The 25,410-nt window shown below is 55.7% G+C and carries 29 protein-coding genes and 1 pseudogene; 21 read left to right on the top strand and 9 right to left on the bottom strand.

The annotated features are described in order from the left end of the window. Positions 1-795, top strand: coding sequence for a TrkA C-terminal domain-containing protein (locus HBUT_RS01340; RefSeq protein ID WP_048061372.1), 795 nt, complete (start codon positions 1-3; stop codon positions 793-795). Here HBUT_RS01340 and HBUT_RS01335 read toward each other — a convergent pair. After that, positions 776-1,612: a sulfide-dependent adenosine diphosphate thiazole synthase gene (locus HBUT_RS01335; protein ID WP_011821442.1), complete on the bottom strand. Its 837-nt coding sequence runs from the start codon at positions 1,610-1,612 to the stop codon at positions 776-778. The two genes, HBUT_RS01340 and HBUT_RS01335, sit on opposite strands and share 20 nt — an antisense overlap. 227 nt (positions 1,613-1,839) lie before the next feature. Between HBUT_RS01335 and HBUT_RS01330 the strand changes: the two genes are divergently transcribed. Together HBUT_RS01330 and HBUT_RS01325 are read left to right on the top strand one after the other, a co-directional pair. Beyond that, entirely contained in the window at positions 1,840-3,315 is a 1,476-nt protein-coding gene (locus HBUT_RS01330) for an oxygen-binding di-iron domain-containing protein (RefSeq protein WP_011821441.1), read from the top strand. A gap of 22 nt (positions 3,316-3,337) precedes the next feature. After that, positions 3,338-3,928, top strand: a complete 591-nt coding sequence (locus HBUT_RS01325) for a hypothetical protein (protein WP_011821440.1) — start codon at positions 3,338-3,340, stop codon at positions 3,926-3,928. Here HBUT_RS01325 and HBUT_RS01320 read toward each other — a convergent pair. Further along, positions 3,925-4,755: a protein phosphatase 2C domain-containing protein gene (locus HBUT_RS01320; RefSeq protein WP_011821439.1), complete on the bottom strand. Its 831-nt coding sequence runs from the start codon at positions 4,753-4,755 to the stop codon at positions 3,925-3,927. The genes HBUT_RS01325 and HBUT_RS01320 overlap by 4 nt on opposite strands. A 191-nt stretch (positions 4,756-4,946) precedes the next feature. Between HBUT_RS01320 and HBUT_RS01315 the strand changes: the two genes are divergently transcribed. The 5 genes from HBUT_RS01315 to HBUT_RS01295 all read left to right on the top strand — a co-directional run bounded on the left by HBUT_RS01315 (position 4,947) and on the right by HBUT_RS01295 (position 9,335). Then, on the top strand, positions 4,947-5,723 hold the full coding sequence (locus HBUT_RS01315) for a hypothetical protein (protein WP_011821438.1): 777 nt from the start codon (positions 4,947-4,949) through the stop codon (positions 5,721-5,723). A gap of 48 nt (positions 5,724-5,771) precedes the next feature. Next, entirely contained in the window at positions 5,772-6,563 is a 792-nt protein-coding gene (locus HBUT_RS01310; RefSeq protein ID WP_011821437.1) for a vWA domain-containing protein, read from the top strand. 43 nt (positions 6,564-6,606) lie between these two features. Continuing rightward, on the top strand, positions 6,607-7,647 hold the full coding sequence (locus HBUT_RS01305) for a protein kinase family protein (RefSeq protein ID WP_011821436.1): 1,041 nt from the start codon (positions 6,607-6,609) through the stop codon (positions 7,645-7,647). Positions 7,648-7,741: 94 nt separating this feature from the next. After that, positions 7,742-8,500 (top strand): zinc ribbon domain-containing protein, encoded by a 759-nt coding sequence (locus HBUT_RS01300; protein WP_011821435.1) that lies wholly within the window; start codon positions 7,742-7,744, stop codon positions 8,498-8,500. 28 nt (positions 8,501-8,528) lie between these two features. Next, entirely contained in the window at positions 8,529-9,335 is an 807-nt protein-coding gene (locus tag HBUT_RS01295; RefSeq protein ID WP_011821434.1) for a hypothetical protein, read from the top strand. A 35-nt stretch (positions 9,336-9,370) separates the two neighbouring features. Here HBUT_RS01295 and HBUT_RS01290 read toward each other — a convergent pair whose 3' ends face one another. After that, positions 9,371-10,033: a hypothetical protein gene (locus tag HBUT_RS01290; RefSeq protein WP_228546746.1), complete on the bottom strand. Its 663-nt coding sequence runs from the start codon at positions 10,031-10,033 to the stop codon at positions 9,371-9,373. Between the two features lie 328 nt (positions 10,034-10,361). Here HBUT_RS01290 and HBUT_RS09425 point away from each other — a divergent pair, with 328 nt between their 5' ends. The 7 genes and pseudogenes from HBUT_RS09425 (at position 10,362) to HBUT_RS01260 (ending at position 15,981) form a co-directional block, all read left to right on the top strand. Further along, positions 10,362-10,508 (top strand): hypothetical protein, encoded by a 147-nt coding sequence (locus HBUT_RS09425; protein WP_153801351.1) that lies wholly within the window; start codon positions 10,362-10,364, stop codon positions 10,506-10,508. Positions 10,509-10,529: 21 nt separating this feature from the next. Beyond that, a pseudogene (locus HBUT_RS09675) lies at positions 10,530-10,901 on the top strand (DEAD/DEAH box helicase); the annotation flags it as partial. A 772-nt stretch (positions 10,902-11,673) separates the two neighbouring features. Then, positions 11,674-13,122: a hypothetical protein gene (locus HBUT_RS01280; RefSeq protein WP_110138722.1), complete on the top strand. Its 1,449-nt coding sequence runs from the start codon at positions 11,674-11,676 to the stop codon at positions 13,120-13,122. A 324-nt stretch (positions 13,123-13,446) separates the two neighbouring features. Then, positions 13,447-14,112 carry an energy-coupling factor ABC transporter permease gene (locus HBUT_RS01275; RefSeq protein ID WP_011821431.1) on the top strand — a complete coding sequence of 222 codons (666 nt, stop codon included), beginning with the start codon at positions 13,447-13,449 and terminating at the stop codon, positions 14,110-14,112. Positions 14,113-14,130: 18 nt separating this feature from the next. Further along, positions 14,131-14,424 (top strand): PDGLE domain-containing protein, encoded by a 294-nt coding sequence (locus tag HBUT_RS01270; RefSeq protein ID WP_011821430.1) that lies wholly within the window; start codon positions 14,131-14,133, stop codon positions 14,422-14,424. Beyond that, positions 14,421-15,194 (top strand): energy-coupling factor transporter transmembrane component T family protein, encoded by a 774-nt coding sequence (locus HBUT_RS01265; RefSeq protein ID WP_011821429.1) that lies wholly within the window; start codon positions 14,421-14,423, stop codon positions 15,192-15,194. Before HBUT_RS01270 ends, HBUT_RS01265 begins: the two co-directional genes overlap by 4 nt. After that, entirely contained in the window at positions 15,181-15,981 is an 801-nt protein-coding gene (locus tag HBUT_RS01260; RefSeq protein WP_011821428.1) for an energy-coupling factor ABC transporter ATP-binding protein, read from the top strand. Before HBUT_RS01265 ends, HBUT_RS01260 begins: the two co-directional genes overlap by 14 nt. Before the next feature lie 80 nt (positions 15,982-16,061). Here the strand turns inward: HBUT_RS01260 and HBUT_RS01255 are convergent, their stop codons facing one another. Both HBUT_RS01255 and HBUT_RS01250 read right to left on the bottom strand, forming a co-directional pair. Then, positions 16,062-16,298 (bottom strand): PIN domain-containing protein, encoded by a 237-nt coding sequence (locus tag HBUT_RS01255; RefSeq protein WP_048061370.1) that lies wholly within the window; start codon positions 16,296-16,298, stop codon positions 16,062-16,064. A 241-nt stretch (positions 16,299-16,539) separates the two neighbouring features. Further along, positions 16,540-17,382 (bottom strand): hypothetical protein, encoded by an 843-nt coding sequence (locus tag HBUT_RS01250; protein ID WP_011821427.1) that lies wholly within the window; start codon positions 17,380-17,382, stop codon positions 16,540-16,542. A 272-nt stretch (positions 17,383-17,654) separates the two neighbouring features. Here HBUT_RS01250 and HBUT_RS01245 point away from each other — a divergent pair, with 272 nt between their 5' ends. Continuing rightward, complete coding sequence (locus tag HBUT_RS01245) at positions 17,655-17,984, top strand: hypothetical protein (protein WP_194840485.1); 330 nt, start codon at positions 17,655-17,657, stop codon at positions 17,982-17,984. Here the strand turns inward: HBUT_RS01245 and HBUT_RS01240 are convergent. After that, a complete protein-coding gene (locus tag HBUT_RS01240; RefSeq protein ID WP_011821425.1) occupies positions 17,981-19,600 on the bottom strand; it encodes an HD domain-containing protein in 1,620 nt (539 codons plus the stop codon). The two genes, HBUT_RS01245 and HBUT_RS01240, sit on opposite strands and share 4 nt — an antisense overlap. Before the next feature lie 36 nt (positions 19,601-19,636). Beyond that, a complete protein-coding gene (locus HBUT_RS01235; protein WP_011821424.1) occupies positions 19,637-20,860 on the bottom strand; it encodes a hypothetical protein in 1,224 nt (407 codons plus the stop codon). Between the two features lie 663 nt (positions 20,861-21,523). Between HBUT_RS01235 and HBUT_RS01225 the strand changes: the two genes are divergently transcribed. The 5 genes from HBUT_RS01225 (at position 21,524) to HBUT_RS01205 (ending at position 25,049) form a co-directional block, all read left to right on the top strand. After that, positions 21,524-21,814: a hypothetical protein gene (locus HBUT_RS01225; protein WP_153801350.1), complete on the top strand. Its 291-nt coding sequence runs from the start codon at positions 21,524-21,526 to the stop codon at positions 21,812-21,814. Between the two features lie 57 nt (positions 21,815-21,871). Further along, a complete protein-coding gene (locus HBUT_RS01220) occupies positions 21,872-22,498 on the top strand; it encodes a hypothetical protein (RefSeq protein WP_153801349.1) in 627 nt (208 codons plus the stop codon). After that, the gene (locus HBUT_RS01215; protein WP_011821421.1) at positions 22,467-22,904 is read left to right on the top strand and encodes a hypothetical protein; all 438 of its coding nucleotides are present in this window, start codon (positions 22,467-22,469) and stop codon (positions 22,902-22,904) included. Before HBUT_RS01220 ends, HBUT_RS01215 begins: the two co-directional genes overlap by 32 nt. Next, positions 22,901-23,542, top strand: a complete 642-nt coding sequence (locus HBUT_RS01210; RefSeq protein ID WP_011821420.1) for an ABC transporter ATP-binding protein — start codon at positions 22,901-22,903, stop codon at positions 23,540-23,542. The genes HBUT_RS01215 and HBUT_RS01210 overlap by 4 nt, the downstream gene beginning before the upstream one ends. Before the next feature lie 115 nt (positions 23,543-23,657). Next, positions 23,658-25,049: a glycerate kinase type-2 family protein gene (locus HBUT_RS01205; RefSeq protein ID WP_011821419.1), complete on the top strand. Its 1,392-nt coding sequence runs from the start codon at positions 23,658-23,660 to the stop codon at positions 25,047-25,049. Here HBUT_RS01205 and HBUT_RS09150 read toward each other — a convergent pair. After that, a complete protein-coding gene (locus HBUT_RS09150; protein ID WP_083756250.1) occupies positions 25,046-25,171 on the bottom strand; it encodes a type II toxin-antitoxin system VapC family toxin in 126 nt (41 codons plus the stop codon). The two genes, HBUT_RS01205 and HBUT_RS09150, sit on opposite strands and share 4 nt — an antisense overlap. Positions 25,172-25,188: 17 nt before the next feature. Next, complete coding sequence (locus tag HBUT_RS09960) at positions 25,189-25,317, bottom strand: hypothetical protein (protein WP_267195208.1); 129 nt, start codon at positions 25,315-25,317, stop codon at positions 25,189-25,191. Positions 25,318-25,410 lie beyond the last annotated feature (93 nt).

Below are 25,410 nucleotides of genomic sequence, written 5' to 3'. Positions count from 1 at the left end.
TTGATGCCTCTAGTAATGGTCTTACTCACGATACTCTTCTCGATAATCATAGTCCGTATCGGCACAGTGGCGTTGATGATGACTGGTCTTTCCAGGGACGTGGCTGTCTTCCAGGCCCAGTCTGCGTTTACCGGTGTCGGGTTCACAACTTCCGAGTCCGAGTATGTGGTTTCGCACCCGGTTCGCCGGCGTATAATCCGCGTGCTGATGACGCTCGGTAGTGCAGGCATAACCACAGCCATGGCTTCGCTGGTGCTGACGTTCGTCGGGCAGAGCGCTGGAGAGGCCGCTGAGAGGGCTGGTTGGCTTGCAATTGGCATTGCTGGGCTCTACCTTTTCAGCAGGTCCAGGGTTATCGACCGGTGGATGAGCAGGGTTATAGCGAGGATGCTTGAGAGGTTTACTAACCTACGCCTCTACGACTACGAGCAGCTACTAGGGCTCAGCAAGGGCTACTCAATTGCAATGCTAAAGGTGCAGCCTGGTAGCTGGCTTGCTGGCCGCAGCCTCCGCGAGCTAAAGCTTGCCGACGAGGGAGTGCTTGTACTCGGTATTTACCGGCGTGTGAACGGGAGAGAAGTCTACATCGGTGCTCCACGTGGCGATACTGTGATCCTTGAGGGCGACACTCTGGTCTGCTATGGACCGGAGGGGACTCTTGCAGGGCTCGCTAGAAGGCTACGGGGCCCAGAGGGTGATAGGGAGCACTTGGAAGCTGTGAGGGCTGAAGCTAAGAGGAGGGAGGAGGTAGAGAAAGAGTTGGCTGTTGTGAGATCTACTGCTCGGAGAGCCTAGACGCTACCAGCTCCGCCACCCTGGCACCAGAGGCTAGCATGCCGCCGAATACGGGGCCCATTCTTGGCAGCTGATAGGTCTCCGATACGGCCATTCCGGCGGCGTAGAGGCCTGGGTACACCTCTCCCGTATACTCTACAACCAGCTTTTCTCCCTCCCAGACATCCATTCCACGTGTACCCCTAACCCTAATGCTGGAGTCGCCTAGCGCCTTGGAGAGGAGCTTGACAAGCTCAGCGTCGTGGCCGGTAGCGTCTATCGTTGCGCGAGCCTCGATGTAGATGGGGTCTACGTGCCAGCCAGCCTCGACGACAGGGGAGAGGTTTATCACGAGCCCAGCGACACGGTAGCCACTGCCGCTCCGCCAGAGTATGAGGTCCTCGACGTGGAGGCCGGGTAGGATGACTGCGCCAGCATCGATAGCCTTTGCCGCCAGCTTTACCACAGCCTCCGTTGGGTCTACAGCATAGAGTCCATCCGCCACCCTATCGAGACGTGCACCGGCGCGGCGAAGCAGCTCGGCGGGGAGTCCATCCTCGACAAGGCCTACCGGCATCAGCATGGAGCCGCCTCTCATGCCGCCGCCTACGCCAAGGCTGTGCTCTACTACGACAACTCTCAACCCCTTTTCGGCTAGTAGCCAGGCAGCAGTAAGCCCTGCAGGGCCAGCACCAGCAATGGCAACATCCACGCTAGTTATCGATGTAAGCTTCTCTGCCGTCTTCCGGATTATGAGTGCTGCTAGCGCACCCTCCCTCAGCGAGGTAACGTTGTGGGGTAACCAGCTATGCTCCGGAGCCTGCACAGCATTCACCATGACAAACTCACGCTATAAACAGGTATTAATGCTTTAGATTACAGTGTTCTAAGAGGTATTATTAACTATTTCCACGAAGCAACAGCAATTGGAGGCTACATAAGGTAGGGCAGGTGGAGCTGCCTCCTCTCCATTTTCAAGTGGATCCCCATCTCCGGGGCGATACTGAAATACACACACTCATAGGGGGAACAAGTGGGACAAGTTGCACGGGGTAGCGGGTAGGAATGAGTGTCATAAGGCCTTTGATGAGCCGGGAGGAGGGCGCCATTAAGCTCATTGTGCCCCTGGACCCCGAGAGTGTAAGGAAGCTCATTGGCCGTATAACGGACTTCATAAAGAATGCAAAGAACGTTGAGGAGGTTGGCGAGAACTATGTGGTTATCAGGGTGCCGAGGCTAATCGGTAGCAGGAGGGCGAGGCTAGACTTCAAGATATACGAGACGGATGAGACGGTGATACTCGTAGCTAAGGGCCGCACCGACTCACTAATACTCGCCGTTGACATTATTGATACTGGTGAGGGTTCGCATATAGTTGTCAGTGGTGGTGGTGCTGGTGGTGCAGCAAAGATAGCTAGCGATATCGTGAAGTATGTAGCTGAGGGTATTGCTAGGAAGATTGAGGGTACTAGCCCTAAGATAGATCTCGTGGATGCTGATAACAAGCTAGCAGCCCTTGAGGTACCGCTGCCCGCGAGTACCACGCTAGTCTACTACGACAGCTTTACCCCGATAAGGAATGTTGCGTTCGAGGCTGCGCAGAGGCTTATGGCGCTACTGGGATACGATGACTACCTAGCAGAGGTGAGCGACTACAGCGGCAGGTACTTGCTACGAATGGTGTTGCGCGGGAACAGGATAACCGGGCTCTACGCGGAGGTTGAGGGGGACAAATTTACTGGCGATAGGGTGCTTTCGATAGCTGTTAGGCCCCCAAGCTACCGTGTGAGGATTAAGGCTTGGAGCCTCACAGGTAGCAGTGAGGCATACCTCTACGAGCCCGAGAAGCTCTTCGATGATAATGGCCACCAGGTCTACTGGATTGGTGGTGCTGCAAGGCTGGAGTATGGTGGTCTTGCGGCAAACACATACGTGGTAGTCTCCGGCTATGAGGCAGCGATAATAGATCCGAGTGGTGGCGAGAGACTACTAAGGGCTATTAGGAACGTTGTGGCCGACCTGGATGAAGTGCGCTACATACTGCTATCCTCCGCTGAAGCCGACGCGATGGAAGCCCTCGACGCGCTCGTGGCGAGGGCGAAGAAGGCCTCAATAGCTGCTCCCGCCTACTGGGTTGCCGTCCTCGCCGCGTACATTACTGCGCCGGGTCAGCTCCAGCCCCTACCCACACGGGAGGTGTCGCTCCAGCTTGGCGACAGCAAGCTCCTCGTAATACCCTCCCGAGCCCGTGGAGCCCCCACCCTGACAATATACGACGAGCGTAGCCGCACGCTCTTCACCGGCGTAACGCTCGGTGCCGTGTCACCACCAGGGCTCTGGAACATGTACGTAGACGACATTGACACCTACGAGGAAATGGTTAGAAGCTATGTGCTCCACACAGCAGACAAGACAGCGTTGAAGGAGTGGCTAGAGAGAATAACAACACTCGACATAGAGGCTATTGCGCCAAAGCATGGCCCGATCGTGCGCGGTAGGAATATGGTTGAGCGTATACTCTCAACCATAGCTAAGTGGTAGGCTCCCCGGAAGGTGCAAGGTCTTGGTGGAGGAGACTGTACTCGAGCTCACCGGCATGGGCGGCTTTATACCCTATAGCACCATTGAGAACCTGGTGAGGAAGACTGGCAAGATAATAGTGAGCCTTGACGCTGATGCTGTGCCGCTGGTGGAGAAGTGGGCTAGACGCCGCGGCTACGCGGTCGAGCACCTGGGAGAGGGTAAGCTACGCATACTATCTCCTGCCGAGGCTGCCGCCGCTAAGCCTCAAGCTGTGCCAGCTAGGGTTGAGGCGCCAGTACTAGAGCCCTCTGCATGGGACGGCGAGCTGGCGAGAAGGCTAGCCGATATATCCTACGTGCTCAGCATAGTGCTCCGGGCGCCTATAATATACCGTGGTCCAGTCAACCTACCAGACTTCAGGGCAGCCCTAACCAGTAAGGGGCCTATACTGCTCCGTGTACAGCTCAACGCTACGGATTACTTCCTCCTCATAAGGGATGGTAGGGTTGTTGCAGCAGCACAACTTGGCGCCGAGCTTAACCCAGAGCAGGCTAAGAATATTCTCGATCACGTCTTCGAGAAGGGAGATATGATAGTAACGGTCTACAACCTATCCTCCGCAAACCTCTAGCCTGTATGGTATATTACTGCGAGGGATGCATCGTCCTCCATACCGCCCATCCTGGTTTTGACCGACTCCAGTAGGGTTGCAGCAGGGTTTTCCAGCTCTGTGATATTCCCCACCCTGGCAACTAGCTCGGCTAGACTCTCAGCAAGTGCTGCCGGGTCAACGCCATCGGTTGCAACTACGTAGAGACCCCCTGGCTCGCTCTCTGTTAGGAGCACCACTGGCCTACCGAATATACCGCTGCCTAGCTCCACCAGCCTAGCAACACGGGCCCCCTGAAAGTACTGCGGCAGCGCCCCCCACGAGACCCATAGCTCCTCCCGCCGAGTCCCCATCCCCATTGCTATGCCGTCTCCCAGGAGCAGGAAGCCTATCACGCTACCTGCAAAGACTGCTGCTAGCAGCGTTGTTGAAGGGGCTTCGCGTCTCTCAACCCTCCTCGGCGCTATCATTGGTTGCTTAAGCTCTATCACCTTCTCCAGTGTCAGGGGCTCGGTACAGGGCTTGCCGCCACTGCTACACTTAGTGTAGTAGTCCCTCTTCAGCGACGCCACTATGTCAGCGTCCACCACGCTAGAGGAGCGTGCTGCCTCCGCTACGAAGCCGAGGCAGCGGTGTATAGTCTCGAAGTCCAGGTGGTTCCGCATATAGTAGCGGCAAGCCATGGTGAAGCTTTGGGCTGCAAGAAAGGAGGCCCCGCCACTACCCGTCGCGGATACCCCATCTGCAACCACGGCCACACCGTAGTCGCCGCTGGGATGCATCCATACTGCTATGTCGTCCTCGCTGTGTACGGTGTTGTATGTAGCAACCCAGGCCCTCCACGCCAAGCCTTCCCGCACCACCTATGAGCTGTTACTAGGCCCCGTTTGGGAAACCCGGGGACAGAATTACACCGGGTGTGAGGGGTTAACGGTTTTGCAGCTAGAGCTTCATCCCTGCCGGCTCGGGATGCTGGAGCCAATACACATCTTTTAGTAGTAGCGACTCCTGTAGGGTTTAGTGTGGGCGTAGGGCAGCCTTGCCACTGGTTCGGAGAGAAGCTGTGCTAGACGTACACGCCTCTTGTGACCAGGTGCTACAGACGCTAGCGTCTAAGAATTATGCAGAGTTCTTCGAGGGTGCCGGCAGGCTCCTGGAGAAGGGTGAAAAACGCGGAGCCATAGTCCTCTCATTTGCGTCGCCCAGGTATAAGAGGTTAAGGCTAGAGGTTTCGGCGGAGAAGGAGCCGGAGAGGTTACAGTTCCACCTCAGTGGCGACGCTAAGGGCTATGTAGCTGTAACCGTTACCCCCCGCGGCTCAGCGTGCAGGGTCTACGTTGAGGCTGAGGCTGAGGGTAGGCTGCTAGAGGAGTATGGCGGCGAGGCGCTCACGAGGATAGTTAACAGGATTATTACTGTTCTCGTCAGCGTGTTCCCAGCAATACTACAGCCAAGGGTACCCGGTGGCAGGCTTGGCGATGTCTTCGTAGATCTTCTCAGCCTGCTCTCCCTGGCACACACTGGACCAGCAGGACTACGCGCTAGGAACATTAGGGCTATGACAGTTAATGTTGAGGAGAAGAGGCTTATAGCCGTTGATGGCATAGCCGAGGATACTGCCAGAAGGGCTGCCCAGTTGCTATCCGAGGCTCTCACAGCACTCTCAAGGGCTCTCGACACACTTGGGATACAGCCGCCGCAGAGGCTAGCACTGGTGGCAGGCAACCACATCGTCTACGCCAATATAGCTGGAGGCCTCTCAGTGGTAACAATCCTGCAGAAGGCAGGGAAGGCCGAGACGGGGGAGGGAGGGTAAATCCAGGGCCCAATGGGATAGTAGCTGGGTAGGGGAAGGTGGGAGGCTGTGGCTATTCCAAGCACTATGCTGAGGGTGCTTAAGCGGAGGCCGCTAAGCTACACAGTGCTGGTTATATTCATGCTGGATCGCTCCCTTAGCATGAGCGAGCTAAAAACCTATGATCATAGGAGCAAGTGGGAGCACCTCGTAGAGCTTGTGGAAAGGCTCTTAGCGAGGCTTGCCCGTAGCAATATGGCGCCAGCGTTCCGCGTAGGCTTCGTATGGTTTAGCGATGACGTGAAAGTCGTAGAGAGAGGTGGCGCCGTATACTTCCCGGTAACTGAGCACAATCCAGCACTCCGTGTATTCCAGGAGAGCACGGAGGAGAACCGCCCTTACGGCATGACCGCTATGGCCGACGCCCTTGAACACGCTGCAATGATTATCGAGAGGTACATCGAAGACACTAGTATACCCTCAGAGAAGTATGTAACGGTGTTCATGTTTACCGACGGCAAGGAGACTAAGAGGACTCCGGAGGACGTTGTAGAGGTTGCAGACCGGATTACGGGGGAGCTGCAGGAGAAGCTTAGGGCTCTAAACCAGAGGAACCGCATAGGCCTCGCAACGATAGCGCTAGGCCTTGATGCTGACCGCGAGACGCTACGCACTATTGCGAGCTTCCTAAGGGAGGCTCAGAGAAGGGTGCTGGAAGAGCGCGGCCTCATAGACCTAGTTGATCCGCCATACCACGAGAAGATGTTCATTGACGCGCCAAGGAACGATAAGATCACCAGGGAGTGGGAAGAGGCTGTGAGAAGGTTCGTTGAGAGGCTAAGCGAGACAGCGATTTTTTAGACTCCATACAGCTCCACAACCTAGTGGGGGTGCTGGCAACGGGATGACCTTTATCCCGCTGGTTTTTCACGACGGCAGTGTCGTGGAGACAAGTACTGATGAGTGGAGCCTCATAGATAGCGGCGGCGAGGCAGACATTTACACGGCCAAGATAAGGGGGAGAGAGTACATCGTTAAGGTGTTTACGGAGAAGCAGACTGTTCTAGCCAGGCCTGTAGAGCGTATAGCTGAGATGCTCCGCCGTATACTCCGCCTACGCCGCCGCTGTGGCCTCACACCGCCCAGAAGCCTTATCGGCCGCGGCATACCGGTTGGCGTTGGTGCTCTTGGTGACCGTGCTGTACTGGTTTTCCGGCCCGTGCAAGGTTTTAGGACGCTAGCAGAAATCATTAACAGTTTTGACACGCTCCGCAGCTACCTCGCGGAGAATAGTGAGGCCGAGCGCATCGCGATGGCTAAGGACGTACTTAAAGCCCTAGCGTGCCTCGAAGCCGCTGACATAATCCACGTCGATATCACCACGGCAAATACTGCCTACGGGGTGGTTGATGGGAGAAGGTGGGTCTACCTTTTCGACATTGAGACAGCGGCGATAATGGATGACCCGGAGTATCCGCTCACGGTTATACCGGCTAGAGATGCGCACTACATGCCCGTTGACGCGCTCGCAGAGCTAGGCATACCTCTACGCACACCGGATCCTGAAGAGCTACCCGTCACTCTTCTCCCAGCTAAGACATCAAGAGAGCTACTTTCCTGGGTTATGTGGACCCCGACATGGTATGGACTCCAGCTCGTAGCCTATGTCTACCTTGGGGCTAGCCCGTTCCAAGGGCTCCCCTCAGCTACTGCACAGCACTGGAGACAAGTAGTTGATGCTGAAAGGGAGCACGGCTATCCCGGCGGCTGGCCCCCCAGGTCCATGGCTGACCTAGGCTTCCTGGATAACGGCGAGTACCGCGAGCTAAGGGGGCTCTGGTCAAAGCTCGGCGAGGAGATAGTTGCTGCATTCTACCAGGTGTTTGTGGTTGATGTGGGCGAGAAGAGGAGTATGCCTAGCTACACGCTCTCATCCATAATCTAGCCCCCGCCTCCTTCCCTACCATTGCACTTACTGCTTTATAGCCATGTTTTTCTTCCACCCTGGTAGGACCTATACTAGCTGGGTGGTGTGCGTGTTGAGCACTTCACCACCAAAGGGGGGGTCGCCAGAGGAGAAACTGACCAGCATTATGACGCTAGCAGCTGGCGTTGATGGTGTAGACCTTGTGGTTGGTGCACACGAGGGCCTAGCCTATAGTGTTAACGCTCCGAACCCGGAAATGCAGATCTATGCCGACGAGCTAGCCTCGCTCTCAACCTCCTACCTCGAGGCTGCTAGCCACAGCGCTGTCGGCGGCAGGACACAGCTGGCGATTGCTGGCTATGCTAGCCGCTCACTACTCGTAGCCGATCTCGGCGAGGGCTTCACGATCTCGATACTCGGCGACCCCCGAGCTACAACGGCGCTCTTTGAACCAGTACGCAGGATTCTGGAAGGTAGGCCACTCAAGTGTCCCAAGTGTGGCGCCATGCTGGAGATCTATACGTACACTTGTCCGAGCTGTGGCCGCCGCCTAACCTTTGGCACAGCTGTCTGCCCCTACTGTGGAGCCTACAATGTCTCCAGGACGTGTCCCAACTGCGGCACAAGCCTAAGACTTGCTGTTGACAGGCTCGAGGAGGCTACAGCGCCAGCAGCAAGGCCAGCCCTGGCGGAGGCTGCTAAGGAGAGGGTTGGGTTCACGGTCTCCGCGCTAAGGGTGCTCCTTGCAGGCGCCATAACAGCCGCCTACTACTTGTCATCGCTGATTGCTGGCCTTTCGCTGTTAGAGGCTACGGTGGCTGGTGCCGCACCGCTAGCGGCAAGCTATATACTGTTGTTCACGAAGAAGTAGAGTTGTTCTGGAGTGGTGCAACCGGGCCATGTACACGACCATAGGCCCGGTTGTGAGGATAAGTGATGCTTCCAGGTTCCCTCTACGCGCAGCTATAGCTCAGCTGCTGAGGATGGGTAATGGGAGACTCGTCTATAAGACGCCGGACGGTAGGATATTCCAGATAGACGTTTCGGGCGACGGCCGCGCTGGCTGTATAGCCATCGGCGCTAGGCTCCTTCAGGGTGACGAGTGTCTCCAGGAGTTCGCCAAGCTCCTTGGCGCTAAGCGTGGCACGATCGAGTTGATAACGCTCACACCCCAGCTGGTAAACATTGACTTGCAGACATGGCCGAAGAGCATACTGTCAGATGGAGTGATGGCCCTCTACAAGCTTATAGGCGCTCATCCACCTGCAGCAAGGCCTCCCGCCGCGCCAGCAGCTGCTGGGCCATCCCTACAGCCTGCAGCATCACCACTGAGACTTACTGCAACACCTGCAGCGATGCCTGCCAAACCTGCAGCGCTTGAGGCTAGGATTTCAAGGCTAGACCTTAGGGACTACTTTAACCCGCTGACAGCAGTGGCCATAATACTTAGGGGTGAACGGTTGACAGCACAGACCACTAACCGGAGCTGCACCGACATAGTGCTCGAGGTTGCTGAGATAGCAGGTGCACGCATATACACACTCTGCAGGGGCGACAGGACGGTTGTGCAGGCCGTCGTCGAGAATGGCAGAGTCCAAGTGGTGGTAGAGAGGGATGATGGCACAATGCTTCTTGGAAGGGAGGCGCTGCTAGAGGGGGTGAGGATACCCGCTAGAGACGCTGAGATATTCGTGGAGAGGGGCTAGCCCCTGGCTCAACATCCCCGTCCAGCTGTGGCCTGTTACTCTTCGTCCTGCATTATAGGCTTCTCAGGCATGCGGAAGACTATCTTCTCGTAGCCGCCCGTTCTGCCTCCCCGCTTCCCATAGATCGCTAGGACATTGTCATCGACTATCTCCCAGTCCTCGCTTCCCGTGCCCATGTCCACTTCTAGGATCCTGGAGCCCGGCGGGAACACCCAGTAGGCCTCATAGTCGTACTCTATGGGCTCTGGCTCGTAGCGGTTCTCATACACGTTAACCCCCGGCCTTATCGGGGCGCGGAACCGTAGCGCGAAAACTATGTAGACTCTTGAGCTGCGCCCTCGAAACCCGATATCTACCATAGCTACTTTGGGGCGGACACGCTCCCCGTTAACCTTCACCTCCTCTTGATCCACAAGCTCCTGCATCCCATAGTAGAGCTTCAGCGTCTCCTCCTCGTAGAGCTTGGGATTGCGGAGTACAGCCTCGTAGTAGCCTAGGGGATCATTGTAGTCAAATACTATGTAATATGCTATGTAGCCATACCCCACGTAGAAGAAGCCCTGCCCGTGGATCGGCTGGACAGCCTCACTAGCCTCCCTGAGGAAATCCTCGCTAGGCCCAGGCCCCCGCCTCCCCACAGGCTGGCTTCTACCCAGCCTACGGCGACGCAATGCAACCATAACAGACGCCGCGTACACTACACGGCAGCCAGAGGCTAGTATAGTGCTGCCGCCCTTCCTGCTTCAAACCCATACGGTACAATTGGATCTATGTAAGCGGAAAATACAGCAACACGATCAGAGAGGTCTGACGTATAGCTCGAGGTGCTGTGGATAGGAAGCTGTAGGAATCCATACAGCCTGGCTATCCGTCAAGATTAGCTTGAGGAGGCCCCCTAGGTATCATAGACAGCTTACGGGAGGCTAGCCTTAAGCCCAGCATGCCTCTGTACAGTCTTCGTTGACGCGTCGTGCAGCGCGGGTTAATAGGGTGGCGGTTGATCGCCTCAAAGTGGTAGGCCATGGTATGGCTCGCGTTGATTCTGCCAAGCTGCTAGAGAGGCTAGGCTACTCCTACATCTCCTTCGTGGAGCCGCCGTCGGAGCCAGAGACCGTGGAGGCTAGGTTCTCGGATGTTGTGCCCCAGCTCTCGAGCCTGCCTAGCAGCAAATGAAGGCTTTATCGGCACCAGGCTGAGGCGCTAGAGGCCCTCAATAGAGGCTACAATGTTGTCCTGGTATCTGGCACCGGGTCCGGAAAGACAGAGGCTTGGCTGCTTCACTTTCTGCGCCGCAGCCTCTCGGGGGAGTACCGTTGTCTCGCGCTCTATCCGACGCTTGCGCTCGCCCACGACCAGGTTAAGAGGATAAACATGTACGCCTCAGCTGTGGGTGTAAAGGTTGTAGAGCTAGACGCGGCCAAGAAGGCGGGCATGAAGAGGCTGGTGAGACTACTAGAGGAGGCCCACGAGACAAAGGAATTGCTGCCAGCAGCCGGGCTCCCAGCAGACACGCCGCTCGAACACATAGCAGAGGCTCTGGAGGGCCGAAGATCTGGAGCAGCCTAAGCTGGAGGAGCCACTCTACGAGCTAGCCCGCAGGGGCAAAGCCGACAAGAAGGTGCTGGGCCAGGTCTCAGAATACCTTGCCAGGAGGACAAAGACCCTCTACATAGCACACTTGGCACTAGAAGCACTAGCCAAAGAGAGGCCATGAGCCCAGGGATGCACAGGCTAGGAGCCAACACCGCCCAACACTTAGTGTGTACCGGGCTCCAGGAGCCTGCCTAGCCTATGCCTGTTCTCTCTGCGAGTAGTCTCTTCACGAGCTGTACCTTCTCTATAATCTGGTATCACTTGCTCTACATCCTTCCTGCCATGAGCGTGCAAGGCTATACAACTAGGATCCTCGTTGCCTGCATGTATTATGATGTTACACTAGAGGGGCCACCATGCTTGCCACCATGCTTTATGTGGAAACTTCACCGATACGGGTAAGTTTATGTGTTTAGACCGATTTTGATGGGTGTTGTATGTAGGTGTAGTGGTTGGCGCTGGTTCCTGGTGTGGATAGTGGGCGTGGTTGGGCTTTTGCTGGTGCTGTGGTAACGGTGTTGCTCGGCTCCATCGCTTCCGGAGGCTATGTACTGTATCTTCACGGGCTTGCTGTTGCATTCGCCTCCCTGCCCATTCTAGTTCTTGCTGTTAGACTTTTACTAGTTGGGCTTGGTTTAGCGGTTTTACTGTATACCTTTTGGAGGGTTGAGCCGCTCCGTGAGGCTGCTGGCAGGGTTGTATTCTTTTCTCTGGGTTTTGCTGTAGCTGCTGCCTTCCTTTCGGCTTGTATGGTGTTGCTAGTCTTGCCGTCTTGGCTGCCTACTGGTTTACCGCTGGCCTGGCTGCGCTTAATTATGCCTACCGGCTTCTCGGCAGAAGGAGGCTTGTAGCCTATATTGTCGCCGCTGCTGCCATGCTGGCTGTTGCGCTTGGCTTAGCTTCTCTCTATGCGCCGGTGGCAGCGAGCAGGCATGTTGAGGTTATGTCTCTTGATGAGCCCATAGATGTTAACGGGTTGAAGTGCTTTATACCGTTGATGACCGCTTATGCCTATGCGAGCGGCCGCATCCAAATACCAACACACCGTGTGTACTCGGAGGACAGCTATGTCTACTACCTGGGCAACCATAGCGTCTACAACTGGATAATAGAGCCGGAGGGCTTCTGGAACCATCTCACCAAGAAGCCACTCGGCGTAGTGTTCGTCTACGGTGACGAGTATCCACCACACGTTGAGGTTGTAGAGAAGCCACTCGAATGGGGGCTGCACAGCAAAGTCTTTCGGCTATTATTCTTCGATACTCTTGAACGCCGCATCGTCCTGGCCGCGGGGCTCCGGTATAAGCCGCTACTCGAGGACAATATCGAGATACTCCACGAGGAGAGGATATACATCCTAGTACCCCTTGTGACGTGGAAGCGGGGCCTCCTCTACAGCATACCGATACTCTATGGCTACGCGGTAGTAGACGAGGATGGAGGTATAGAGGTGGTGGAAAAGGATAGGCTTGCAAGTGATCCCCGGTTCCAGGGCATGCCGCTGCTTCCAGAGGCTATAGCTAGGAGCTGGGTAGAGGCATACCGGTATCGTGTTGGACTCATCGAGTTCTATCTGCATCATAACACCTACGTGATACGTGACATCGGCACTAATCCCCAGCCCTACCTTGAGCAGGGAGCTGACAGTAGGCTGTACTGGGTGTTTGTAGCCGAGCCGCCCGGCGAGACCTATAGCACCAGATACATCATCTACGTCGAAGCCAGCCATGTGGAAGGGCTCCAGCTACTCTTCTACGAGTTTCCTGAACCCGTCATCGGGATAAGCAAGGTGGAGAGCTACATAAAGCAGGCACATCCCATCTATGACTGGGGCGAACTCAGCATAGAGGAGCCCATGCTCACGATGCTGAATGGAACACTCTATTGGAAGGCAACAGTCACAACGAAAGACTATCGTGGCCTGGTAGCAGTGGACATAGTTAATGCCGCTACTAGCGAGATTACTTCGCTACAGCCACGTCGCCACATAACATACCTAGACGCTCTCCAAGCCATTCTGGGTCACATGGCCATAGAGGAACACCCTGCTAAGAGTCTAGAGGAGAGGATAAATACGCTTGAGCACCGCATCGCAGAGGTTATAAAGACTCTTGAGGAGATACAGCAGGAGCTGCAAGAACTGCAGCGCATGGTATCAAACACTACTGCTAGCACAGGAGAACCACCCAGATAAGCCATGAATCTGCCAGCCCGCCACTGCCCTGGTACAACTAGGCATTACTTGGAGCCTAACTCTGCGCCTATACGGCTGTGGGCCCGGCAAGGCTATGTGGTCTGCTAGCTCAGGACGCGTGTGTGGGTCGACTAGCTAGCTGGTAATTGCTCTACTCTCTTACGGCTGCTGGATTGTGTAGAGACCATGCATGGACATGCTGTGACCCATGGCTTTGTGTTACTCTATGCGTTTCTCCGGTTTTACGCTAGGAAAGGGTCAATTTTAAATAGGTCCTGTGATGTGTACCATTTGTAGGTGAAAGGTGCACAGGGGGCATGGGGCATGCATATTCCGGACGGCTTTCTTGACCCCTTCTGGATTGCCGGAACCTATGCTGCCACGCTAGCATATGCCGTGTATGCGTGGAGGAGAATACGTGGGCTCTTCACTCGCGAGCAGGTAGTTGCGATGTCTGTGCTTGCTGCTGGTATATTCGTGGCGCAGATGCTGAACTGGCCACTGCCCGGCGGCACATCGCTACACTTTGTTGGTGGTGCGTTAGCTGGCATACTTTTTGGGCCCTGGCTGGGCTTCTATGTTATGGCGCTAGTTCTCGCTGTGCAGACACTAGTATTCCACGACGGCGGCATAACGACACTGGGCGCTAATATACTGAACATGGGTATAGTGGCTGTCCTAGCCGGCTACTACGTGTACAAGGCTATAGCGAGAAGCTTGGATGGTACCAGGAGGGCTAGGTTCATAGGTGCATTCCTCGGCGGATGGCTGGGAATAGTGCTGGCGGGCCTTGCAGCCGGCGTAGAGATAGGTCTAAGTCCATCATTCCCCTACGGGGTTGAAATTTCGGTACCCGTAATGGTTACATGGCATGCTGCTCTCGGCGTGATAGAGGGGCTGATAACGGCCCTCGTAGTCGACTATCTGTACCAGCGTCACAGTCCTATTGTGGAGACAGCCGAGAAGATAGCTGCCTATACAGCGGCTTGACTCAGCGGGGGTGGAATGATGAAGGGCCTCCTAAGCAGGTACCGTGGCGCTCTCATCGTGGCTGCAGCATTGCTTGTGATTAGTCCAATATTTGGAGTCGTGTTGGCAGAGAAAGTCGGATACCATGAACCCCTCGATGTTGCTGCTGAGAAGCTCGGCCTGGAGGAGCACACTATCGCGGAGTGGACACCCTTCAGCGACTACACCGTGCCGGGTCTACCCGACACTATAGGCTACATAGTAGCTGGCGCAATAGGCGTAGGTGTGATACTCGGCATAGGCTTGGCAGCTGCGAGGCTGGCAAAACGTTGAGCACGGGGCTCGACAAGGCACTCAAGGGCGTTCTTGAGGGGTTGCGTGACGCTGCTACAGCCTTAGCCATGAGTGAAGGCCTTGTTCGGCCTCCACGCCCAGAGCTTGTTTTCCTCACACTGGTGGTCAGCGTGGCACTCATATCTTCGTCCAGCTCTCCGGCCCCCGCTGTAGCTGGTATTGCTGGTTCTCTTGTTCCTCTAGCCTACCTCCTGAGCAACGATGCAGAGAGGAAACGTGCAACTCTAACTCCGATAGTGTATGTGCTAGCTTCCTCGATGGTCATCTCAGCGCCGCTTATAGTTATGGGGAGGCATGGGGAGGCCGAGCTGCTCATACTAAGAGTTGTAGCGTCGACGATAGTGGTTGTCTCTGTTGCCAGGCTCATTGGCTGGAGAGGCCTGGCACTTGGTATGCGGAGGCTTGGCGTGCCGGGAGAGTTTGCAGAGTCGATGCACCTAGTGCTATACTATGTGCCGCTTTTGGCTGCTGAAACGATTAGGTTGATAAGCGCCCGTAAGGCGAGGAGTCTCCGCAGACAGAGGCTACGCAAAGAGTGGAGATTATTATCGAGCACTATTGGCGAGCTAGTGGTTCGGAGCATGCATCGTGCTCTAGTACTCAGCATGGCTGTTGAGGCCCGTAGTCTTGCACGCTACAGTGTATACTTCTCGAGGCCCGGGGAGGGTGCGCTTCGCGGCTTGCTCGCGTACGCTCCCCAGGCGGCAGTGATTATTGCAGCGGGGCTTGGCGTGTTTGTCGGTAATTGAGGCTAGAAACTTATGGTTCAGCTATACCCGCAAAAACCCGGTATTGAAGGGTGTAAACCTGCGCGTCAAGGCAGGAGAAGTTGTAGCCCTGGCAGGCCCCACGGGCAGTGGCAAGTCTACGCTTCTCCTCCTGCTGGCTGGGCTTCTAACCCCCGATAAGGGCGAAGTTCTTCTTGACGGGCGCCCGCTCAGCGAGCAGCTTCCCATGGCACGGCAGAGGATCGGGATATTGTTCCAGAACCCTGACGACCAGCTCTTCAACCCCACAGTCTACGACGAGATAGCCTATGCGCTGCGCAGCCTAGGATTGGAGGAGAGTATTGTACGCGAGCGGGTGCACAGTATTGCTAGGCAGCTGGGGATAGAGGAGCTGCTTCCCCAGCCCCCCTACAAGCTCAGCATCGGCCAGCGCCGCCTAGTAGCTCTAGCCTCAATACTAGTCTACGACCCCGACATCCTACTCCTCGACGAGCCAACAGCAAACCTGGACCGCCAAGGGATCATGGTGTTATCCCGTGCCATCAGGACGGCAGCAAGGCGGGGCAAGATAGTCATAATGGCTAGCCACGACCTAGACGCGATAATAGAGTACTCAACCAGGACATGCATACTACACGATGGCCGCTTGTACTGCAAGCCGACACTCGACGCTCTAAGGGAGGGTGTCTTCGAGACGACATCGCTGCCCATACCTCTGGGTATTCGCCTCCTAAAGTACAGCCTTGGAGGCTGGGAGAAAGTTGCCGAGCTAGCGAAGACTGTTAGACGGAAACCAGATGGGGCATAACCATGGCTCTCGAAGCGCGGAGCCAGTGGCCTAAGGGAAGCCGTAAAGGAGTCCTAGAGAGGTCTAGAGCTCCTCCGGTGTCACGATGTGCTCTCCGGAAGACGGTGCCTACGGATGAAGTCTACGAGGCTGTCATCTATAGTCAGTAGTACCAAGTTGTTCGCCGGAGCTATCGAGTAGAGGAGGTTATCGACCATATCCCGGTGCCCCATCATGTACATGCGTATAGCCTGCTCTACAGCCTCGCCCGTTAAGGGAGCGTAGATCATACTATCCCTAATCGCTTGAACACCCTCGACAACCCTCCTGACGTCCACTCGACATCAGTCAGCTGTAGAAAAAGGAAAAGACTACCCCAAACCCTATACTCCGAATGATAATGTGCTACAGTTCGTTTAGTGGATATGAAAGACTAAGCACGGATAAGCGAAACCCTACAAAGTCCGTATGCTGTGCGCTCTTCAAATCATCTGAGCACTTGGTACACGCGATAAATGAGAAGGGTTAAGAGTCTGAAGGGGGAGAATTGGGTTAGCCGCGTAACGTATGCCGGATAGTCTAGGGTACACCTTGTTTCTTTAACAAGTGGTATGTTGCCAGGAGCATTGCGGTACTAGCAAGAACGGAGAAACAAAAGCCTATCACGGAAAGTATTGACTCAACAGTGCTCGGCACCAAGGGGGATGCCACCTTATCCCAGGAGGTGTTCTTCACAACTTCTACCACAATACCTGGTGCAGCATGTAGGGGTCGGATAGCCACCACGACTGTGAAGAAGATCCTAACAAGAGCTTCACTTCCAAGCACTGACGATAGAACAGTCACGGATACTAATGGGAATACAAACAACATCATAACTGCAAGCACTACGTACTCTATAAAGTACCCGTAATACGCCATAATCGATGCTAGCGCCATGTAGAATAGTAGCTCTACAAGTAGCGAGGCGAACATAGACAGCCACACTATGACCATCGGCGTAAACCCACGATAGCCCAGCCAGCCATTCATAACGGGAGAAACCAGCGCCGGAAGGCTAGCTAAGATGATAAAGGGTGTGAAGAGAGCTAGGCTACTGCCAAGAATTCTCGTAAAAACCCTTGTTCTGGATCCCTCAGCAGCTGATATTACACCATAGATTCCAGTTACGAAAGCCTCATGTAGAATGCTAGCATAGAGCACAGACAAGAGTAGGACGAGACTGTGTAGGAGCACGGTGAGCCCAGAGGAAAACCTGGCAAGCTCATACTCTGTCGAGTCGTAGGGAGCTAGTATGGCTATTATCTCTAGCCCGCCAACAATATCGGGGACAACATGCTTTACAATGTCAAGTAGTGATGATGGATCTCTTATATCAACATCAAAACCTAGCAGCTCACCAAGCCATGTAATAGCGGTCAAAACACCCGATAAGAGTCTAACCTAACAGCTGGCCAGCGCATGCATAGTAATGATGTACCTAGCTGGGGGGCTTCCAGAGCAGCCCTAGCTGACTCTCATCCCCGCAATAGTCGCCCGGTAGTAGCCAGTGAAGTCCAAGTAAAATACAGGATATGGAAATCACGTAGACTCACATGCAAGAGGAGCCTAGATAGGGTATTACACTGGTATTGTTCAGGCCGAGGGGGCCCGGGAGTGTGTCCATCCCGCTAATTTCTCTACCGGGGCTAGCATTGGCCAGCAACCGGACAGAGAAGCTCCTCGAGCTCCTAAGGGTCTACAGGGTTGACCGCATAGCACTGCATAGCTTAGTCTACCTGCTGCAGGAGGTCTACGGTGTAGACCTGGGCTATCGGGGGTGCCGCTGGGAGCTATACGCCACCGGGCCCTTCTGCCGGGAGTTAGAAACCGACCTATGGGAACTCATCGAGGCTGGAAGGGTTAGGGTGGGGACGCGCGGAGTACTGGAACCCGCGGAGCTGACAGCACGGCCGAGAGCAGAGATTAACGGCGCCCGCCTCATACGGGAGGCTTGGAGCATCTTCCTCGCACGCGCGGGCTAGGAGGTTTCAACCATCTCCCGGATCGGCGCCTCTGGGACATAGTCGTGGAGTGCCCTCTTGGCAGCCTCTGCAAGCCTCCTCATGGCCCCACTGTCATCCCTCAGCTTGCGGTACCTGGTTCGCTCAACGTAGAACGTCACTATGACCTCCCCGGCAACCCGGTGCTCATGGAGGAACTGATCCAGCGTCTTCGGCTCCGGCGCTGCCACTCTACCCCCGACAGTATCGGCTATGAAGACGTACGGGGTTATAGTGGTCGCGGAGGAGGAGTATGCGCTAACCCTCCCAATATCCACTAGAACCTCCTCTGGGTCGATGCCAGCATGTTCGGCGAAATCTCGTGCCAACTGCTGTTCGTAGACAGCCTTCTTCCCGCGGGCTAGGTGGCCAGCCTTATCCTCGGGTATTGAGAGCCTCTGCACCCACTTCCAGAGGGGCTTCCGGTAGTCCAGCAGCGACTTCACAGCCTCAGCTGCTTGGCTATCACTACACTCGTCGTGGAGTCTGCCGGTCGCAAGCCAGTAGCTCAACATGCCGTAGATTGTGTAGTCTGTGAGGCCCCTATACCTCTCGAGCCTGCCCTCCCGGAGCATCGCGTCAAGCGCCTCAGCAATCATGGTGCTCAACGCGTTACACCGGTTAAACACCATGCCTAGGGTGTGGTCGAAAGCCTTGTTAACGGGGTGTAGGTACACGTTCTTATACATCAGCTTACGAGCATTGAGAAGCCTTACAAGGTTATCCACAGCCTTCCTTGAAATAGCCGGCCATAGCTGCTCATGATACTCCACGACGTACGTCTCGCCTATCAGCCTCTGCACGTCAATAGAGCCTATCGGTGCCTGCGTGAAGTAACTGTCGCGTATAAGATAGTCCATTATGTCGGCTGGGTAGAGAAAGTCCCTCACCACAAGCCGGACGAGCTTATGGGGCTCCATGTCGGGGTGGGGCTGGTAGAAGTCTTCACCACTAAGCCCAGCAGCGAACCCCCCGCTATTGGCGAGGTCTGTGTACTCCTTGTTATCCCTCGGCGGCTTCATAGCCTCGTCGACTAGCGATACTACAAGCTCCCCGTCAAGCCCCATACCCTCCGCTGCCCTGCGCACGGTGTCGCGGAGCTGGAACCGGTACAGCACATAGCTCAATATCTCGTGGTTCCCAACCCTAAACCCGACTACGTCATGGCGAGAGAGCACGTAGTAGTCGAAGGCGTGGCTAAAAGGCCCGTGGCCGATGTCGTGGAGTAGCCCGGCGATACGCGCTGCTAGGAGGAGTTCGCGGGGCTTCTCGAGGAATATGTTGTAGAGGCTGCCGGGCTCCCGGAGAGCCTTCTCCTGCAGCTGGGAGACTATGCGGTGCATGAAGCGGTATGCTAGATGCATTACGCCTAGGCTGTGGCTAAACCTTGTATGGGTTGCCGAGGGGTAGACGAGGTGGGCCAGCTGAAGCTGGTATATGTAGCGGAGCCTCTGGACAGGCCAAGAGTCGAAGATTAGGTCCTCTGCATCCTTCACATAGTCTATATCGCCGTATATGGCGTCACGTATCTTACCCGTGAACGGCAGCGGCTGAAGGAGGTAGACGACCTCCCTAGCCTCAACCCTAGCCGACTGCAACGGCCTCTGCCCCTACCAGTCCCTGAAGAGTATTACCTATGCAGAAGCCTTAAAGGTATTACCACAGCCTGCGAGCCTCCCCGAAGCCACGGCGAAGAAGACTGTAGAGAGCCCCGCAAGAGCAGAGGCGGCTGCGCACGTTGCAACAGCACCATAGGCCTCCGCCAACGGGGCAGCCACGAGACTGCCAACGACGAGGCCAAAGCTCATAAACGCATTAACCCTACCAACCCCGGCCTCGCCACCTCCGAGCCGGAGAGCTAGAAGCGGGAGCCCCGTGGAGATAGCAGCCCAGGTGACCCCCACGAGGAGGTAGACGAGAGCCATCACTGCCCCGACGGGTGCAAAGCCTCCAAACCCGGCTAGCGGGAGCATGAACACTGCAACCCTGGAAGCTGACGCAGCGACAAGTAGCCGGGCGGCAACAGCTACGCCGAGCTCCAGCCTACGGAGAAGCTCGTAAGCAACAGTGGAAGCTAGAAGAGCCTCCATCGAGAGGAGGTATATGCCTGAATCGCTAATCCCAGCCTCCCGGAGATAGGCTGGCATAGGGGAGAAGAATAGTGCAACACCGCTAAACAACACTAGCGTACCAGCATAAACCTGCCACGGAACCCCACCACGGCAAGCGGGCATAGGCAAGCTACTACGAGCCACGTGAGGTGGAGTATACCGGGCACGCCCCGTGACAAGGGGAGCGGAAGGCGAGGGATACCCCCTAACTCCCGCCTGCACGCGCGGCCCATAGAGCACTGGTAGCACAGCAGCCGCTGCCAAGAATCCCGCTACAATGAGGAGGCCCTGCACGCCAATAGAGCCCGCGAAGAGAGCTGCAACACCATCGCCAGCAACAATGCCAAGGCTAGAAGCCATATTCACCCTAGGCACAGCCACGTCGCCACCAACACGGGACGCCGCAGAAACAGCGACAGGCTGGATCAGGGCTGCAAACACCCCATAGACAAGATTCAACACAGCAACAACGACAACACAGCGGGCAAAAGCCATCCCAGCAACTGCAGCAGCAACACCCACAAGGCCAGCAGCGAGAACAAAGTGGCCGGAAAGCCTGCGAGAAGCCACGTGTACAACAACGAGGCTGGAGAACGCAAACCCGGCATTGAAGAGTAGAACAGACAGTACAAGGTAGAAGCGGGAGCCACTGAGATCAAGCACGTATAGCCCCGCAGCAACATTAGCAATAGCAGCCGCAGCACTGTATAGGAAGACGGCTACGAGAAGCCACAGCAGCCGCCCCATCCCTCGCCGCCACCCTCCCCTCCCAAACAAACCCGAAGCAAGGACTCGCAAAAACATTAAGCAAAAACACCCTCAAATAGAACACAAGTAGAAAATATTCTACAAAAACCAGAAGATATATACTATGCAGCAAACACTACACACTCATATCTCGAAGTTATGGGGTGTAAATTATGAGTAAATACGCACGCTTACACACTAATCCTGGCAATCATAGCCGTTCTAGCAATAGCAAACCTGGTATCATCCGTAGCCCTAGCATCAACCGTAAAGATAGCACCCACGACGGTCTATGACGTTGTTTACAAAATACTATAGTCTAGTGCTATCTTCCACATGGTGTAATTTAATATATGACGATGCCCAGGTGTTAGCCACCGGTATGCAGAGTCTGTATGGCTTGCTCCCGGTACTGTCTGGGAATTCGGGATAGTAGATAAGGAGCCCGATCCAGTAGTTGGCTATGATATCAAGTACAAAATCAGCTATTGCAACTGACTCCACGATATTAACGTGGTAGAAGTTGTTGGACAAGTGAGGGTTACGCTAGTCTACAAGTATCCCTAAACAGCAGTTGCAATAACTGTAATCTTAGCAGGGGACTACACAATGGAGAGAAGAGGTCTTTTTACCGTCTTCTCCTCCCTTGCTAGGGCTGTAAAGTTGTCTCTTCTCCTGCTCGCCGCTCTCTCAGTCGTATTGTCTGGTGTCTTCCTTGCTTACCTTACGCTTCTCGAGAGAGTGAACTCGCTCTTCAAACATGTTGCACTACTTAACGCGGGCTATATATTCTACGAGATAAAACTCATTGACTCGTACTGGGGTTCAAGCCTGGACCCCGTGTTGGTTGACGAGTACACAGTAAATCTCGCTAAAAGCTATGGGGTGCCCACTGAGGATGTGGCTCTTCGTAGTGAGGCTTGGCTTTCGCCCAAGGCTCTGAGAGATATTTAGCAGCTGCCGGGTGTTAGGCGCGTTGTCCCAGTGTACGTGTTCCCCGTGGAACTGGTCGTGCCCGTAGAGCGTGTAGACTTCTCGCTGGCGAATATGCCGGGTAGTAGGGGTGGCGTCGTGATTGTTAGGATGGTTTGTGCTGATGCTAGTATTGAGGAGCTACCGGCCCTCTTTGGCCCTGTAAGGCTTGTTGAGGGTAGGTGGCCCGGGGATGCTGGTGAGGTTGTTGTCTCTGACGAGGTTTGCAGGGTCTACGGCTACTGTACGGGTAGCGTTTTGCCGGTGAATCTTACTGTCGCCGCTGAAGGTAACCCTTTGATGCTTGGCACTAGGCACAGGGTTATCCCGGTGCATCTCCGAGTTGTGGGCGTGCTTCCGCGGGAGCTGTTTGGCCCACTTGGAGAGACGCACATTGTTTTCTCGAGGTGTAGCCTCCTCTTCCCCGTGCTTGAGGGGGTTCTTGGCCGCTACCTGGAGCCCTGGGGCTACGGGTTTTCCCGCGAGCACTTGTGGGCTTGGTATGCCATCATATACCTTGAGAGGCCTAGTGTGTCTCTCGCCGAGGAGGTTATGGATGCTGTTAAGGATGTGCTTTCCAGGCACAATATTACGCTGTATAGGCTGTACTATAATCAAGATTCAGCTGGAGGTTTTGGAGAGGAGTCTAGGCTCGCTTCAGGCTAGCTACAGGGTTATCGTCGCTAACGCTGCGCTCGCCTTCATCCTGGTGCCCGCAGCGTTGTGGGGGCTCGCGGTTAACCGTAGTGTGAAGCTCTTTCTCCTAGTCGAGGTGCTGGGTGGAGAACCCGTGCTGGCACGCAGACTTGCCCTCCTATTGTTTGCTACCGGCTACTTGCCCGGTGTCTTGCTCGGCGCCGTCCTGGGTGCCCCGCTAGCGGGGGTTCTAGCCGAGAGGACTATGCCGAAGACATTGTTCGTCGTGTTTGGCGCTCCTAGACTCGACTACGCCTCGAGCCTAGCCTACCTAGCCGCCATAGCTTTGGTCGAGGCTGCTACCGCGTACCTAGCCGTGTCCCATGTTCTCGGCAGGCATGGGCTTAGGGAGGTTGTGAGAGGTGTTCGCGGTTGAGTAATGGCTTTATTGTTGAGGCTCATGGGCTCGGTAAGGCATATGGCTCTCTCTGCGTCTTCCGCGACGTGAGCTTTAGCCTTGGGGCTGGCGAGGCTCTACTCATCACCGGCCCTAATGGCTCCGGGAAGACTACCCTCCTCATGATCGTTGCTGGGTTTAAGGAGCCTAGCTGGGGTAGCGTAGCGGTCTTCGGACGCGAGCTTGCTAGGCTGTCGAGGGCTGAGAGGGCGAGGCTGCGTAGGTGGATTGGGTTTGTTTTTCAGGAACCTGTTTTGATTGATAGCTTGTCGGCGCTGGATAACGTGGTTCTAGCTGGTGTACTGGCGGGGCTCGAGGCTGGCGAGGCTCGGCGGGCGGCGCAGCGTATCCTGGAGCAGCTCGGCATCGGGAGTAGGGCGTTTGAGAAGGCTGGCAGGCTTAGTGGTGGAGAGCGGAAGAGGGTTGAGCTTGCCCGTGCCCTCGTTAGAAAGCCTAGACTGCTGCTGGTTGACGAGCCTTTCGCAATGCTGGATGAGACTGCATCCCGCCTAGTACGGGAGGCCTTAGAGTCCTACGTGGAGGAGGGTGGAGCCCTCATAGCAGCTATGCCTCGCAGTACAGGTGTCAGCTCCAGTCTACCCTGGAGGGGGTTGTGAGCCTAACTGGTGAATGCTAGGAGAGAGCTATGCATACTCCATCTTCGATTCGCTGCTTTTACCTCCACTACCTTTTTGCCGCCGTGGATCCCCTCCTCTACGGGGTTAACGGTCTTTGGGAAGGTTTATCCGTAACCGGGGCGTGCTTGAGAGGAGTTGGCTTCACGGTGTTGTCCTCGACTCTCTTGAGGCTGCCTTGGAGCATGTTCACCCCTCCAGTGTTATTCCAAGATGGGTTACCCGGTTCGATTCTGGCTGTGTGAAGGTTAGGGGTGCTGGCGGGTTCTGCCCCGGAGCCGTTTACGTGGCCGGTTTTGGTAAGGCTGCACCGTCTATGGCCAGGGCTCTCATCAACGTTCTCGGCGCCGACTTCGTCGAGGCTGGCATGGTTATTGGGCCTCCCGGTGGTGGGGGGCGTATCGGGCCCATCGAGGTTTTGGAAGGTGATCACCCTATTCCCGGCTCTCGGACGCTGGAGGCTAGCCGTAGGCTGCTGGACTTCCTCCGGGAGCTTCCGCGGGATAGCCTACTATTCCTCCTCGTTTCGGGCGGCGGTAGCGCCTTGTTTGAGGTACCCGCGGCGGGGGTTGAGCTGGAGGATGTAGCTGTTGCTACCAAGTTGTTGATGGCGGCTGGCGCCGATATCTATGAGTTGAATACTGTGCGAAAGCACCTCTCAGCGGTTAAGGGTGGCCAGTTGCTCCGCTACATAGCTGCTGAAAGGGTCGTATCACTGATACTGAGTGATGTGCCCGGCGACGACCCGTCCCTTGTGGCTTCGGGGCCTACGGTGCCGGACCCATCAACATTCCGGGACGCCCTCCGGGTACTATCCAGGTATGGGCTTCTGGATCGTATCCCTGTGAGGGCTAGGAGGCGCCTTGAGGCGGGGGCTGCTGGCGCCGCGAGGGAGACCCTGAAGCCTGGCGATCCTCTAGCCTCTAAGGCGATAAACATTATTGTTGCTAGGAATCTTGACGCGCTTACCGCCGCGGCAGCCCTGCTGGAGTCGCACGGCGTAGCAGCAGTAGTTCTAACCGATACGCTGCGGGGGGAGGCTAGGGAGGCTGGGAGAGTCCTAGCATCACTCGCCGAGGCCGCCGCCCGGGGGCTACCTGCATACCCCCGCAGAGCCAGGCTCGTAGCTGTTATTGCTGGCGGCGAAACCACGGTGACTGTTCGCGGCCGAGGTGTTGGTGGGCGAAACCAGGAGCTATGCCTCTCCCTAGCACTTGAAGCCTCAAAACTTAGGATACTCGAGAGATACGTGGCCGCATGCATAGGCACCGACGGCGTTGACGGGGCTAGCCCCGCTGCAGGAGCCATAGTGGACGAGCAGCTCCCCAGAGAGCTTGAGGAAAAGCAGCTAGACCCCAAAGCATATCTTGACAACAATGATACATACACCCTCTTCTCAAGGCTCGCCAGGACCGTGGACACCGGCGGCTACACAGGGACAAACGTAAACGACGTTACGGTAGTGGTTGTCGAGAGGCAGGAAGCCTAGAAGACGCGACGTAGTGGAGTAGAATCAAAGTCTGAGTCGTTTGAAACTATTTCAGTGACACCATTACGCATGGCAACGGCTAGGTGTACAGCGTCCTCAAAATCCAGCCCATACCTCTCCATGAGGCTTGCGGCGCTAACTAGGTCCTGGCGGCCTGGCGGGTAGTATCAATGATTCTCAGTCCCTCAAGGCCGGTAAAAGCCTCGATAATGCTCGCCACAAACTCTCTGTCACGGAGTTTGCGGCCAGTAAGCCCCGCGAGCACCACTATAGTCTCGTAGACCGTAATGCGGGCAGTAACGTACTCACCACGCGCCGCAGACTCTATACGCTTAATCTACTCAAGTGCACGCCTTCCATA

Origin of the sequence: Hyperthermus butylicus DSM 5456 (assembly GCF_000015145.1) — an archaeon.
Taxonomy (GTDB): Archaea; Thermoproteota; Thermoprotei_A; order Sulfolobales; family Pyrodictiaceae; genus Hyperthermus; species Hyperthermus butylicus.
Note: the sequence above shows the minus strand (reverse complement) of the source record. Positions and strands in the feature narration are given on the sequence as shown.